General features: G+C 67.0%; 16 protein-coding genes. 13 read left to right on the forward strand and 3 right to left on the reverse strand.

Features of this window, described 5'->3' with window-relative positions; genetic code table 11:
- Nucleotides 1-782 (forward strand): signal peptidase I (lepB, locus tag ACFFCA_RS01785; RefSeq protein ID WP_375481214.1); only part of this gene is annotated, 782 nt, incomplete at its 5' end.
- A gap of 71 nt (nucleotides 783-853) precedes the next feature.
- A complete protein-coding gene (locus ACFFCA_RS01790) occupies nucleotides 854-1,759 on the forward strand; it encodes a RecB family exonuclease (RefSeq protein WP_375481216.1) in 906 nt (301 codons plus the stop codon).
- Here the strand turns inward: ACFFCA_RS01790 and ACFFCA_RS01795 are convergent.
- Genes ACFFCA_RS01795 through ACFFCA_RS01805 form a run of 3 tightly spaced genes read right to left on the reverse strand, consistent with a single transcriptional unit; the run spans nucleotide 1,748 to nucleotide 4,139 of the window.
- Nucleotides 1,748-2,398, reverse strand: a complete 651-nt coding sequence (locus ACFFCA_RS01795) for an HAD family hydrolase (RefSeq protein WP_375481523.1) — start codon at nucleotides 2,396-2,398, stop codon at nucleotides 1,748-1,750. The two genes, ACFFCA_RS01790 and ACFFCA_RS01795, sit on opposite strands and share 12 nt — an antisense overlap.
- Nucleotides 2,399-2,436: 38 nt before the next feature.
- Complete coding sequence (locus ACFFCA_RS01800) at nucleotides 2,437-3,546, reverse strand: tyrosine-type recombinase/integrase (protein WP_375481218.1); 1,110 nt, start codon at nucleotides 3,544-3,546, stop codon at nucleotides 2,437-2,439.
- Nucleotides 3,546-4,139 carry a hypothetical protein gene (locus ACFFCA_RS01805; RefSeq protein WP_375481220.1) on the reverse strand — a complete coding sequence of 198 codons (594 nt, stop codon included), beginning with the start codon at nucleotides 4,137-4,139 and terminating at the stop codon, nucleotides 3,546-3,548. The genes ACFFCA_RS01800 and ACFFCA_RS01805 overlap by 1 nt, the downstream gene beginning before the upstream one ends.
- A gap of 187 nt (nucleotides 4,140-4,326) precedes the next feature.
- Between ACFFCA_RS01805 and ACFFCA_RS01810 the strand changes: the two genes are divergently transcribed.
- The 11 genes from ACFFCA_RS01810 (at nucleotide 4,327) to ACFFCA_RS01860 (ending at nucleotide 13,464) form a co-directional block, all read left to right on the forward strand.
- Nucleotides 4,327-4,509 carry a helix-turn-helix transcriptional regulator gene (locus ACFFCA_RS01810; RefSeq protein ID WP_375481222.1) on the forward strand — a complete coding sequence of 61 codons (183 nt, stop codon included), beginning with the start codon at nucleotides 4,327-4,329 and terminating at the stop codon, nucleotides 4,507-4,509.
- Nucleotides 4,506-4,874: a hypothetical protein gene (locus ACFFCA_RS01815; protein ID WP_375481224.1), complete on the forward strand. Its 369-nt coding sequence runs from the start codon at nucleotides 4,506-4,508 to the stop codon at nucleotides 4,872-4,874. The genes ACFFCA_RS01810 and ACFFCA_RS01815 overlap by 4 nt, the downstream gene beginning before the upstream one ends.
- Nucleotides 4,871-5,065, forward strand: a complete 195-nt coding sequence (locus ACFFCA_RS01820) for a hypothetical protein (RefSeq protein ID WP_375481226.1) — start codon at nucleotides 4,871-4,873, stop codon at nucleotides 5,063-5,065. The genes ACFFCA_RS01815 and ACFFCA_RS01820 overlap by 4 nt, the downstream gene beginning before the upstream one ends.
- Entirely contained in the window at nucleotides 5,062-5,304 is a 243-nt protein-coding gene (locus ACFFCA_RS01825; protein WP_375481228.1) for a hypothetical protein, read from the forward strand. The genes ACFFCA_RS01820 and ACFFCA_RS01825 overlap by 4 nt, the downstream gene beginning before the upstream one ends.
- A 972-nt stretch (nucleotides 5,305-6,276) precedes the next feature.
- Nucleotides 6,277-6,651, forward strand: a complete 375-nt coding sequence (locus ACFFCA_RS01830) for a hypothetical protein (protein WP_375481230.1) — start codon at nucleotides 6,277-6,279, stop codon at nucleotides 6,649-6,651.
- Entirely contained in the window at nucleotides 6,648-7,316 is a 669-nt protein-coding gene (locus ACFFCA_RS01835; protein WP_375481232.1) for a hypothetical protein, read from the forward strand. Before ACFFCA_RS01830 ends, ACFFCA_RS01835 begins: the two co-directional genes overlap by 4 nt.
- The gene (locus ACFFCA_RS01840; protein WP_375481234.1) at nucleotides 7,313-7,579 is read left to right on the forward strand and encodes a hypothetical protein; all 267 of its coding nucleotides are present in this window, start codon (nucleotides 7,313-7,315) and stop codon (nucleotides 7,577-7,579) included. The genes ACFFCA_RS01835 and ACFFCA_RS01840 overlap by 4 nt, the downstream gene beginning before the upstream one ends.
- A gap of 386 nt (nucleotides 7,580-7,965) precedes the next feature.
- The gene (locus ACFFCA_RS01845) at nucleotides 7,966-8,433 is read left to right on the forward strand and encodes a hypothetical protein (protein ID WP_375481236.1); all 468 of its coding nucleotides are present in this window, start codon (nucleotides 7,966-7,968) and stop codon (nucleotides 8,431-8,433) included.
- Nucleotides 8,433-12,458, forward strand: a complete 4,026-nt coding sequence (locus ACFFCA_RS01850) for a phage tail tape measure protein (protein ID WP_375481238.1) — start codon at nucleotides 8,433-8,435, stop codon at nucleotides 12,456-12,458. Before ACFFCA_RS01845 ends, ACFFCA_RS01850 begins: the two co-directional genes overlap by 1 nt.
- A gap of 21 nt (nucleotides 12,459-12,479) precedes the next feature.
- A complete protein-coding gene (locus ACFFCA_RS01855) occupies nucleotides 12,480-12,854 on the forward strand; it encodes a hypothetical protein (RefSeq protein ID WP_375481240.1) in 375 nt (124 codons plus the stop codon).
- 172 nt (nucleotides 12,855-13,026) lie between these two features.
- A complete protein-coding gene (locus ACFFCA_RS01860) occupies nucleotides 13,027-13,464 on the forward strand; it encodes a hypothetical protein (RefSeq protein ID WP_375481242.1) in 438 nt (145 codons plus the stop codon).
- Nucleotides 13,465-13,634: the final 170 nt, after the last annotated feature.

Consider the following 13,634-nt stretch of genomic DNA (forward strand, 5'->3'; position numbering starts at 1 on the left):
ACACACCCGAGACCCCGAGCGCACCCGAGACCCCGAGCGCACCCGAGACCCCGAGCGCACCCGAGACCACGAGCGCACCCGAGCAGGCGACGGACGCATCGCCGAGTGCAGCCGACGAGGAGCACCGCGACCCCGCGATCGACCGGTTCATCGCCGCGACCGAGCCGCACCCCGGCGACGACGACCCCGAGCCCAAGGAGCCGATGCGGCGCCGGCGCAGGATCCGCGGCAGCCGTGGCCTGCGGATCGCCACCCGGCTGCTCATCATCGTGGGCGTCGTGGCGGTGATCACCGTCGTGCTGCGCGCCTACGTCGTCGCGCCGTACTACATCCCGTCCGCCTCGATGGAGCCCGCGTTGCGCGGCGGCGGCGGCACCAACGACCGCATCCTTGTCGACAAGGTGTCCTACCGCGTCCACGACCCGCACCAGGGCGACATCGTCGTGTTCGACCGGCCGGACACCTGGAAGGAGCCGTACAAGACCTTGGTGAAGCGGGTGATCGGGCTGCCCGGCGACATCGTCTCGCTGCGCCGCGGCATCGTGTACGTCAACGGCACCCGGTTGACCGAGAACTACATCAACGACAAGTGCGGCCCCGCCCCGTCGACCCCGCACACCCGCACGTCGCAGTGGCGGGTGCCGATGGACGAGTACTTCGTCATGGGCGACAACCGCTGCGATTCCGAGGACAGCCGGGACTTCGGGCCCATCCCGCAGTCCAAGATCGTCGGCCGGGCCTTCCTCATCGTGTGGCCGCTGTCGCGCTTCGGCAGCCCGTGACCGCACCGGCGGGACGACACCGGCGTCCCGACCTCCCGGAACTGTCGGAGGCTGCCCCTAGCCTTCGGGACATGACTCAGGTGAGCGACCCGGCGACCGACCAGCTCTCCCCCATCGACGGCGGGGCACTGCCCCCGGTGGTCCTCGGGTCGCTGTCCCCGTCCCGCGCGGCCGACTTCAAGAGCTGCCCCCTCCTGTACCGCTACCGCTGCGTCGACCGGTTGCCCGAGCAGCCGTCCAGGGCCGCGGTCCGCGGCACCATGGTGCACTCGGTGTTGGAATCGCTGTTCGACCTGCCGGCGACCCAACGGACGGTCGAGGCCGCGCGCAGCATGCTGCCCGAGGCCTGGGCCCAGGTGCGCGAGGCCGAGCCCGCCGTCGCCACCCTGTTCGAGGCGGACGCCGACGGTGCCGAGTTCGCCGAGTGGATGGCGTCCGCCGCCACCCTGCTCGGCAACTACTTCGCCCTCGAGGATCCGGCCCGCCTCGAACCCGCCGCCCGCGAGGAGCGCGTCGAGGTGATCGTCGACGGCGTCCGGCTGCGCGGCATCGTCGACCGCCTCGACGTGTCCGGCGCGGGTGACCTGCGCGTCGTCGACTACAAGACCGGCGCCTCCCCGCGGGAGGCGTTCGAGGCCAAGGCGCTGTTCCAGATGAAGTTCTACGCGCTGGTGCTGTGGCGCACCCGCGGCGTCGTGCCCCGCCAGCTGCGCCTGATGTACCTCGCCGACCAGGACACGTTGAGCTACGCCCCCGACGCCGACGAGCTGACCCGGTTCGAGCGCACGCTGATGGCGATCTGGGCCGCGATCCAGCGGGCCATGCAGACCGGCGACTTCCGGCCGAGCCCGAGCCGGCTGTGCGACTGGTGCGACTTCAAGGCGCACTGCCCCGCCTGGGGCGGCACGCCGCCCCCGTTCCCGCAGGACGCCGTGTTGACCGATCCCCGCGACGCGGTGCCGCCCTCACCGTCGTGATGCGCGCGACGCCACGAACCCGGTCAGGTCCTCGACGGTGAGGCCCACCAGCGAATCGCGCACCCAGGTGCCCGGCTCGGGGTCGACGGTGGTCTCGCTCGGCACCGCGATGACGGCACAGCCCGCGGCCTCCGCGCTCGCGATCCCCGTCGGCGAGTCCTCGACGGCCACGCAGTTGCCCGCCGGCACGCCCAGCAATACGGTCGCGCGCAGGTAGGGGTCGGGCGCCGGTTTTGCGTGCGCCGTCTCGTCACCGCAGACGCTGACCGTGAACAGCTCCCGGCCCATCGTGTCGAGCGCGATGTCGGTCAGTCGGCGCACGGTCGAGGTGACCAGCGCGGTCGCAATGCCGGCCGCGCGGCAGTGCATCAAGAGCTCGAGGGCGCCCGGCTTCCACACCAGGCTGGTCCGGAACAGCCCCTCGGCACGGTCGAGCAGGTAGGCCGAGCTGTCGCCAGGATCGGCGGCGACCCCGAGGTCGGTGTGCACGAGCCCCACCGACCGGGCCAGGTTGGACCCGATCATGGCGACCCGGGCCTGCGTCGAGAGCCGTCCGCCCAGGCGCTGCGCGAGGTCGTCCAGCGCGACGTCCCACACCTTCTCCGAGTCCAGCAGGGTGCCGTCCATGTCGAACAGCACCCCCTTTAGCTGGGCGCCCGTATTTACTGGGCTCTCGGTCACTTGAGCGCCTCGTCGGTACACATCTGGTACACGTCAGGAACCAGGCGGCGCATGGTCTCAGTCATCGCAGCTCGTCCAACCTCGTCGTCGCTGGGCATGAGGTAGGAGTACACACGCCAGGTGATCTCGGGCGACGAGTGACCCAGCCAACGGGAGACGGCGACCACCGACGTCCCACCCGAGATCAGCGAAGCGCCAAAGTAGTGCCGCAGTGAGTGCGGCGACACCGTCAGGCCTGCTGCTACCTCAAGGCGGTCGAACAGGTGACCGGCCACCGACTTGCTGAGCGGTCGGCCGGCCGCGGTGGAGAACAGCAGCCCGTCCCGGCGCGGCCACATGCGAGTCTGCTCGGCGAGCGCTTCGAGCACCTGGTCGACGGCCGGGATCTCGCGAGAGCTCGCCTCCGTCTTGAGCTGACCCAGCGTGCCGTCCGGCCGGCGCTGCTGCCGCACGCGCACGACGCGGCGCATGAAGTCGACGTCGGAGACCAACAGCCCGCACGCCTCGCTGATCCGAAGTCCGAGCCCGGCCAGTGCGACGACCAAGGCGCGGTACTCCCCCGGCGTCGCCGCGAGTACCGCAGCAACGTCCTCGTCGGTCAGGTGGACGTCACGTCGGCGGGGCGGTGTCGGCGGCTTGACCGCTTTGGCCGGATTGGATGCAATCAGCCCGTCGGCCAGGGCCGCGTCGAGGATTTGCCGCACCTGTCGCAGCGTCTGCCCGACGGTGCCCGGCGCCAGTGTGCGCGACCAGGTCGCAATGGCCGCGGCCATCGTCGAAGGTCTGATCGCGCCGACTGGGTGATGACCCAGGACCGGCAGGATGTGCCGGTCCAGCCTGGTGCGCTTCGTCGGCCGCGTGGTGTCTGCGGCAAGAGTATGCGCGTGCGCTGCCCAGTGCTGCTCGGCGACGTCGGCGAAGGAGCGTGCAGCCTGTTTCGGGTCAACGTAGGCGCCGATGAGCTTCGACGACTCAACGGTCGTCAGAAAGCGTTCGGCGTCGAGCTTACGGTCAAACGTCCTAGATCGCGGTGCGCCAGTTGGGTCCAGCCAGCGGGCGTACCAACGCGTCCGGCCATTGCGGATTCGCTTCTCAACGCTAGCCATCAGTATTTAGACCCCTTCGCACTAGCTTTCGGCATGACGCCGCGCCTGCGTGCTTCCTGGACCCACCGAGCAACCGTGTGATGCGATGTCGCGATCTGCTTGGCGATGGCCTGATTCGGTGCTTCGCCCCTGGCGACCGCTGCCGCATGTGCACGTGCCACTCGGCCTAAGAACTCGTCCGACAATCCGTCAGCCCCGGGCGGGGCCGGTAAGACGTAGTCGACAGGACGATCTTTCGCCGGGCCGGTTTTCCTTTTGGCGATCGGGTCGCCGTTCTCGAGTGATGTTTGCGCGACGGCGCACCAATTGTTCTTGGACGCGGCAGAACCGAATCGCGTGCGGAAATGTGACGCGAGGACGCTCAGAGTCGAGCCGGTTGCTGGGCCGCCTACCGGGGCGGCAAGCCCGAGCTCTACGTCAAACACGTCCTGAAACTGTGCATCCTGGGCGTTCAGCAGCACCTGAATTTCGCGCAGCGGTACATCACTGAGAACCGCGGGCGTAATCGGCCCGCTCTCGCTGCCATCCACGAACAGCTCCCTGACCTGCAGCTGCCCCCGGCTGTCGCGGACGAGTCGCAGGTAGACAGCCATCCCGGTGTCCGGATCGCTGGCGCGAACCCACCCGGCGTTGCCGGTCGCTAGCTCAAACTTCGGTCGCATGGCGATTAGGTTCGCACAACCAGATCGATTAGGTCAAGTACTTCCTTGTCGCCGGGTCGCCGTGCTTCGCTGATTAGGTCGATATTGACCTAGTCGGACAGGAGAGTGACCCATGTTCATGACAACCGAACAGACCGCAACGCACTGCGGCGTGTCGGTGGCCGCATTGAAGAAGTGGCGCGAGCACGAGAAGGGGCCACGTTGGTACCGACCGCCCGGCACCCGCCGGGTCCTGTATGACGCCGACGAGGTGCGAGCGTGGATCGCGCAGTACCCGGGCACCGGCAATGAGGCCGCGTGATGAGCCCCGGACACGACCGCGGCGCCCCCCGCCAAGAGAGCGCCGCCAAGTTGGTCGCCACGACCACCACCATTATGGCACCGACCGACGACCACGGCGCGATCGTCGCCGCCGACGCCACCATGTTTTTGAACAGGTACTGGTGGGAGCAGGCCATCCGCAAGGAAGCAGCCGACGGCTCGGAGATCGCGGCCGACACGCTGCAGGAGAAGTACGGGCTGCCCGACGTCGGCAACGGCACCGGCGGCATCTTCATGGCGCTGCACCGTGAGGGAGTCATCCGGAAGATCGGATACCGAGCATCGGCCCGGACAAGTCGTGGGGGCTCGGTTATCACCGTCTGGGTAGGCGGTGCGGCAGCATGACGAGGAACGGCACCACGATCACGCTGTCTATCGGTGAGCTCGCCTACATCGGTGAGGTCAATAGGCAGTTGGGCTACAAGCAGGCCGAGCTCGACATGGCCGCGCAGTGGTCCGCGATGGTCAAGCCCATCAGCAAGGTCCTGAAGCAGCCGACCTTCGCCGAACTGCAGCAGCTCAGGTACGCGTCGTGACCGCCACGAAGCGGCGCGCCCGGCCGCACACCATCGACGCCTGGTCCTACGGCAAACACACTGCAGCAGTCCGCGGATCCATCCGTGTCATTCACCCGGTTCTGCAGCGCCACAACATCCCTTGGCAGTGGAACCACCAGCTCGGCGTGTACCTCGTCAGCGCCAAGCGGATCGACGACCTCCTCGTAGCGCTTGAAGTCGACGGCCACCACGTCGAGTACAGGACAGCGCTGTGGTGAGCCGGCGCCAGCAGTGGCGCACCGCAGTCCAAGCCACCTCGTTTCCGTCCGGCATGCGCGCCGTCAAAGCCACGCTGCTGAGCTTGCCCATCAGTGCTGACGGTGTGCTGCACGCTTGGCGTGAGGAACTCGCCGACGCCACCGGGCTGCCACTCCGCACCGTCGACCGACACCTGGCACGAGCGTGCGAAGAACCCGCATGGCTGCGTCACGAAGTACACGGAGGCCACGGTCGACGAGCAAGGTACATCGTGCAGATCCCGGGCGAAGTTGCGCGCCACGAATGGCAGACAACTGACCGAGTTGCGCGCCATCTAGTACGCGCAACTACCCCGAGTTGCGCGCCACGTGGTGGCGAACTCAAAGAAAGAAGCGCGAACCTCGGTGAGCACGAGGCAGTAGACCGCACACGCAAGACCCACGACCACGAGCGAAACGTCCGTGTGCTCCGCACCAGCGATCAACCCCAACGGCGCATCGACAGAAGAGCACCAGCACAAGCCGCTCTCGTCGCTGACTCACTACCGGCGGTGGCCTGATGCCCGAGTACCGCTGCCCCGAACACCCCGAGCAGACCGTGAACCGCAAGGGCAACGGCTGCCCGACCTGCGAACACCAGCGGAGCCACCCCAAGTCACCTGAAGACGACCCCTGGGCGCCCACCCTGCTGGCTCAGACCACGGATCACCCGCCCATTCGGCTTTTTTGTGCAGCCAACCGGGGGCACCGCACCGAAATCGGCCATCAGACACCCCTGGGGGTCCCTCTTAGGCGTCTCTGCCGGCCAGGACCCGCCCGTCATGCCGTCTCTCTCTCCGATTCTTGGAAAAAAACGCGTGAATATATCGATGCGTATTGGCGGGTCAATCGCCCGAGGTGGGCAGCGGGGTGGGCCCCCAGGGGTGTCGCTGCGGCGGTGGTGTCGTGAGGCCAAGTCACGAGCAGTACCTGCATGGTGACCGCGGAGCTCGGGTGTGTGTGTTTCCGCAACGGTTCCTGTCGTGGCTATACACCGAGGCTGGTCTGCGGGACTTGCCGGCGCGTCATCGCAACACGGATCCACTGATTGATGCGTGTCTGGTCGCGTTGTCGCTGGCCGCCATGGAGTCCGCGTCCGGGGTCGGAACCAAACCAGCGCCGACCCCGGAACTTGCTTCAGAGTTGGTCGTGCAGGAGGAAGTGACGACGAGTGATGTGGCCGGGCGGCTGTGCATCACGACTCGTGCGGTGGTTCGGGCGCTGAACGACGGCCGGTTGCATGGTCGGCAGGAGGCGGATGGCCGGTGGCGCATCGGTCGTCGTGAAGCGGATGAATTCGTGGCCAGATATCGGGAGGCGGCAGCATGACGAGTGCACGAGAGCAGGCGCAGGCGTTGCATGAGCGGTTCCAGGGCCAGTTCGCGCAGATCAGTGCGGATGGCCGGTTGAGTCAGCAGGGCAAGGTCGAGCGGATGGCTCCGGTGTACCTCGAGTACCGGGATGCTCTGGCGAAGGTCAGCGGCGACGATGCGTGGCGCAAGCAGCAGCGGGTCAAGGAGCTGACGCGTACCGCGTTCGGTGTCCCGTCCGATCCGATCCAGGCGATGTCGTATCGCGATGCGCTGTCCCGTGCCGAGGGCATCGATGACCCGGCGGTGGCGAAGTACAAGTTGGCGTCGGCGCTCGAGACGGGTGACACGCTGATGGCGCAGGCGTTTGCGAAGGTGGCTAGCGACAACGGATGGTCCGAGCCGTTGCGTGACTACATGGCCGCGGTGCCCTCGACGGGGCAGGCGCTGACCCAGTTGGGCGAGCTGCAGGCCAACCTGAACGATCCGCAGCAGCGGTTCATGGACGTCGCGCACTTCTCCCCGTCGCGGCCGGCGGAGCTGGACCGGGTTTCAGACCCCGAACTGCAGGCCATCGTCGCGCCGGACGGGCCGACCGCGCAGGAACAGGCCGCGACGGACTTCTCGGCTTGGGTGCAGAAGTCGCTGTCCAATCCGGAACCGACTGAGCAGGTGAGCGCATGAACAAGACCGCGCCGGCCCAGCTGCGGGTGTGTCCCGTCGACTTCCGCCCATCGGCGGTGGGCGACTACTGCTCGATCGGTTGCCTGCGGAAGGACGAGAAGTACGCGGACGCGTTGAGGCGGTCGGTCGTCCTCGAACACCAACGCGTGGCCGAGGGCCGCGCAATGATTTCTGGTGGTCAGGGCAGGTTGGCGGAGCTCCAGCCCGAGATCGACGCTGTCGAGAAGCGACTGGCCACAGCCACCAGCGTGGCCGCGAGCTGACGGCTGGTCGTGGTGTGGGCAGAGGCAACACCAGCGGGTGGCATCGGCGACGAGCCGACACGCCCGCGGCTGTCGAGCGTCGCCGGCAATACGCGTCGCCTGAACATCGTGCCCGACGCGCCGCAGGCCAGCGTCAGGTCGATGCGGGCCGAGCCTACTGCTGGCGCTGCGGTGACTGGCTGCCGCCCGGCAAGCCGTGGCACCTCGGACACGACGACCACGACCGGACGGTCTACCGCGGACCGGAGTGTGTGCCGTGCAACCTGCGGGCCGCCGCGCAGAAGGGTGCCCGGGTCGCGAACGGTCGACGCACGCCACCTCTTGGTGCTGGCGTCAGCTACCCCATCGCGCTCGCTCACGATCATCCGCGGGACTGGTGAGGCATCGTGACCCAGTCCAACGCCTCACAGCGCCTAGCCGCTATCGCTGCTCAGCTTCGAGCTGAGGGTCAGCGCGGTCTACAGCTTGAAATGAACCGTGCCCTTCGAGCTGGCGCACGAACCGGTATTCCTGAAGTCCGGCAGGCGGCACGTGATCGTCTGCCCAAGCGTGGCGGACTGAACGAGTACGAGGCCGACCAGAAGATCAACGTCTCCGTCACGTCCGGAGCACGCACGGCCGGTGTCCGGATCCGCGGCAAGGCGTCCCAGCGCACCGATACCGGCACGTGGCGCCACCCTGTGCCGTCGATGCTGGGTTACGACCGCAGCTACTGGCAGTGGACCAGCCAGACCTACAGCCCGGCCGAGGGTTGGTGGTCCGACACGTGGCGGGCGCAGTCGGTGAAAATCACGCCGTTGATCGTGGCTGAGCTCAACCGTGTCGGCGCCCGGATCCAGGGCGGGTACCGCTGATGGCCGCTCTGGCTGGGCTCGTCTGGGACCTTGCCGCCCGCGACGGCGCGTCGCCCGCGTTCCTGCGTGTGGCGGGCGCTGCCGATAAGGCTGCCGCGTCGACCGGCAAGGCCACCAAGAGCATGTCGGCGTCGTTGGCCGGGGTAGGCAAGGCCGGCTCGGTGCTGACAAAGCGTGCCACGCTGCCCCTGGTTGCTCTGGGCGCGGTCAGCGTGGACCAGGCAGCCAAGTTCCAGAAGTCCATGACCCTCATCCAGACCGCGGGCGGCGAGACCGCAGCCAAGACGCAGGCGATCTCCAAGGGCATCATGGGCATGGCCAAATCAACGGGGACCAGCCTCGACGACCTGTCCGAAGGCATCTACACGGTGGCGAAGGCCGGCGGCCGGAAGTGGTCAGCCGCGGACCAGCTGCTCGTGCTCAAGGCGGCTGCTCAGGGCGCGAAGGCCGAAAACGTCGACATGGGCACAGCCACCAACGCCCTGACATCGGTGATGATGTCCTACGGCGCCTCAGCGAAGGGCGCGGTCGGCTACCAGAACCAACTGATCGTGGCGTCCGGTCGGGCGAAGACCACGATGCAGGACTTCGCCGGTGCCCTGTCGACGGTGCTGCCGATCGCGTCGGCGTTGCACGTGTCGTTCGCGCAGGTCGGCGGCGCGGTCGCCACCTTGACCCAGCACGGCACGTCAGCTCGAGAAGCCACCCAGGACCTCGCGAACCTGCTGCGCAACCTCGCCGGCCAGAACAACGTCGCATCGCAGGCCATGCAGCAACTCGGCATCAACACCGTCGACCTGCAGAAGAACCTCGGCAAGCGCGGCATCAGCGGCACCCTCGATATCGTCGAGGGTGCGCTGGCCAAGTCGTCCAAGGGCGGCCTAGTCGTGGTGTCAGCGTTCAAACAGGCCCAGCTGGCCACCAAATCGTTGAACACCATGGCCGGCACGTTCGAAGGCACGCTGGCCAAACAGTCCAAGGGGCTGCGCGACGGCAACGTCTCGATCAAGGACTATCAGGCTTACGCGAAATCCCTTGGCGGTCAGGCTGGCGCGTCGGCGCTGCAGTTCTTGGCGCTGTACAAGTCGAGTCAGGGGTTCTCGAACCAGCTGAAGTCCGGTAACTCGACCGTCTCGACCGCGGCGACGCAGCTACAGAAGATGCTCGGCGGCGCCGAAGGTCTGCGTACCGCTCTGTCCCTCGGTGGCGAATCGGCGGGCTACTTCAAAAAGACCACCGACGAGATCGGCGCTGCCGCTCGCAAGTCGGGTGCGGACGTGCTCGGCTGGTCGAAGACGCAGGGAACACTGTCGGTCAAGCTGGACAAAGCCAAGGCGTCGCTGCAGGTCCTCGGGGTCGAGATCGGCACCGCCCTTATCCCCAGCCTGTCGAAGATGGTCAGCAGCCTGAGTAGCGCAGTGTCGTGGTTCGACCACCTGTCCGGCACCCAGAAGAAGGTGCTGCTGTGGTCGGCCGGCCTCGTCGCAGCTCTTGGGCCTGTGCTGACCCTCGGCAGCCGCCTTGCCCTGGTCGGCCGAGGCATTGGAACCTTTGTCGGCGGGGTGGGGACGCGGCTTGCGACCGTCGCCGGGGCGACCGAGACGACGGCAGCACGAGTCGGCACGGCCATGCGAGGCGTGTCCAGCGCAGTCGGCGGTGCTGCCCTCGGCGTCGCGATCGGCACGCTGACCGCGAACGCCAGCGGCGCCAAGCAGGCGCTGGGCGTCCTCGGCTCCGCAGCGGCAGGTGCCGCCACTGGTTTCGGGTCCGGTGGCGGCGCGCTGGGGGCCGTGGTCGGCGGTCTCGCTGGTGGCCTGTCGACGCTCGCCACGCAATTCCTCTCGGCGGGCGACTCGGCGTACAAGCAGATCCCGAAGATTCAGGGCCTAACGCAGGCCATGCAGGACGACAACGACGCCGTAGGCAAGAACACGCAGACACTGGTGGCCAACTCGCTGCAACAGAACGGGCTGTACACCGCCGGCCTCAAGCTGGGGATTTCCCAGCGCACCCTGACCCTGGCAGCTGAAGGCAACACCACCGCGTTGACAACGGTGCAGCGTGCGATGGCCAGCGCGACCCTGTCGGCCTACGCCGCGACCGCAGCCCACAAGCCGCTCACCAAGGCTCAGACGGACGCGTCCAACGCTGCCGGAAAGCTGGCTAACGGTCTGGTCGGGGTGTCTGGTCAGCTGAAGTCCGCGAAGACTGCCGCGACGAACATCGACGCTGGTCTGGGGAAGCTGACAGGCACCGCTGGCGGCACCGTCGGCAAGCTCAACTCGATGGGTCAGGCCGGTCACGATGCAGTGAACGGGCTGGCCGGCACGAAGGCTGCGGCCTCGGGCGCTAGCGGGACCATCGCCGGGATGGACCGCAACGCCATCAAGGCCTTGGGCTCGCTGAGCAACTTGGCGAGGCCGCACAACGTCAACGTGAGTACCTCGCAGGCCACAGCTCGCCTGAACGCGCTGCTCGCGAAGATCCCGTCAGGCACCTTCCATTTCAACGTGCAGGCCGACAAGCAGGCCCAGCTCGAGGGCCGCGCTACAGGCGGCGGCATGCCCGAAGGGTTGTCGTGGGTCGGTGAGGGGGGCGCCGGTTCGCGTCCTGAGTTGGTGCAGAAGCGCGGCTCGAAGGTGCACGTGTTCAGCAACCAACAGTCCGTTGGGATTGCTGGCCGTCTCGGCATCAAAATCCCGGGCTTTGCGTCTGGCACTGCTAACAAGTCGGCCATCATTGCGTTGCTGCGCTCGATGGGCGCGACCCTGGCTGGCGCGGCAGGCTTCGCGGGCAACAGTCAGATCGAAACCGGCGGTACGTTCTCGACGAAGGCGTACAACCCGAAGGAAGGCGCCCACGGGTTCCAGCAGTGGGAAGGATCCCGCTGGACTGCGTTGCAGGCGCTGGCCCGACGCATGGGTGTCTCTCCGACGTCCCAGAAGGCCGAGCTGGCGATGATCAAGCGCGAGTTATCGGGCGGGAAGTACGACAACACGCTGAACGTGCTTCGGCATGCCACGTCGGCTCGTGCCGCTGCCGCCTACGTCGACGCTCATTACGAGCGTTCGTCAGGAGATGCTCGCAGCCAGCGCATGAACGCTGCAGCAGCCATCTACAAGCAGCTGAAGTCCGGGAAGTTGGCGGTCAGCGCTGACCCGGGTGACATCACGACCGGCTACACCAAGAACGCCAAGGGCAAGCGGCAGAAGGTGTGGATCTTTGACGGTCAGCAGTACGCGTCGCTGCGTGCCGCGCAGAACGCGCAGGGGCGGATCGGTAAGACGACCGCGAAGCAGCTCGCGAATCTGCGGGTGAAGATCAACGGGTCGGACGCGAACGCGTTGCGTAAGGCGCTGCTGGGGACGGTCGCGGACACGAAGACTGCGGTGGCGACGATGCTCTCCGACCTAGACAAGGCTGGCGGGTCGGACGGGGCTTTGGCGCGGATCCGGAAGGAAGCCGCCGGGGTCGAGAAGCAGCAGACCGGGTTGATCTCGAACCAGACTCGCCTGGCGTCGATGAAGGACTACCAGTCCGGCATCTCCGGCACTCTGTCCGGCGCGTTCGATCTTGGGTCGTTCGGGTCCACCGGCGACTTCATCACCGGGGCCAAGGGCGCGACCGGGACGAACCTGGCGTACCAGTCTGAGCTGGCGGGTTTGCGGAAGCGGGCTGGGAAAAACAAGCAGGAGCTGGCGTTGATCAACGCGTTGGCTCCGCTCGGTCAGACCGCCACCCTGCAGGCCCTGTCGAAAGGTTCGCCGGGGGCGTTCGCTCAGGCTGGGCAGGCGTATGCCAGGTTCACCGGTTCGGTGGCGTCGGCGTCGTCGCAGGCGGTGCTGGACAAGTTCAACCAGACCGTGCCGCAGCTCACGCACATCGTGGAGAACCAGTCGCGAGACATCTCCCAGCTGATGGCCGCGATCATCGCGCTAGCCGAGGCTCAGGCCAGTGGTAACCAGCACGCCATCGCTCAAGCGCTGAAGAAGCTAGCAGTTGTCAAGAACCACGGACGCCGCTGATGACCGACGAGAGGACCCTTGATGCCTAGCCCTAAACAGCTGCTCCTGCAGTGGCACACCCGCGTCGAATCGCACCTCGACGAGCTGCAGGCGGCGATGGAGCAGGTCGCGGTTGAGGCTGGCTGGGCCGGCGACGAGGTTCGGGAGAAAGGCCACGCCGCCGAGTGGCAGCCTGCGGCCGAACAGGCGAAGACCCGTCTGCGAGCTGCAGTGGCTGCCCTTCGAGGTGACGAGGACCCTCCGACGCCGGCCGTCCGCCGCCCCTACCTAGATTCGCTCGAGGCGTTTCAGGTCTCGCTGGCTGCGTCGACGTTCCCGGAGTACGCGGCAGCTCTGGACCTCGGCTCGGAACTGCTTGAACAGTTCGCCCTCGCGTTCGCCGCAGGCGTCCGCTGAGCCAGATGTGAGACCTGCGTTAGTCGATCACTAGCGCGGGTCACCCTGCCGTTGCGTCGCCGGGCGGCGGACCGTCATCGGGGGATACGAGCTCCCGCCCGGCGTTCGCTATCCAGCACCTCGGTGCCACCGGCTACAGTCTGTCGCACATATCGACCTGCGATAGGAGCCGGTGGCCCTCTTTGGACGCAAGCGTCAGTTCGAACTGAACCCGCACCTCCCGCCGCCGTCCAGTAACCGCAGTTCAGGCCGTCGGCTGCCGACAAACTTCGTGCAGCTGATGCGGGAATTCGGCGAAATCGAGATGAACCATAGGCAGGACGCGGACACCTATCCGCGATACATCGCGCCGTATTTCGACTGGTCGTACCGCGACTCAGACGGACTCGCTACGGCGGTCGCAGATGCCTTGATTGGCCAAGATCCGATGGCCGTCTACGGCGGGGAACGCCTCGTCGAAAATTTCGTGGGCGGTGATAGCAAAACCGAGGGGTATCTGCGCTTGCTGGACGCCTACCTCAATTGGCAGCACGCACGCGGAGCCCCAAGCGCCATGCTGACCGGCTACCAGTTCGACCGATGGAACCAGACCCACGACGAGGCCTGGTAGGGCTCAGCTCAAAGCCGACACGAGGCACCTGGCTCTGGCCACTCCCGCCTGGGTAGACAGTGCGAAGCGGCGTTGCGCCGGGTCCTGTCCGGTGCAGCGCCGCCTCAATTCGGACTAACGACACATCCCGGGACTTGGTTACGTGCGTTAGCGTCGTCGGTCGAGCCACC

This window comes from uncultured Jatrophihabitans sp., from assembly GCF_964252635.1.
Lineage (GTDB): Bacteria > Actinomycetota > Actinomycetes > Mycobacteriales > Jatrophihabitantaceae > Jatrophihabitans.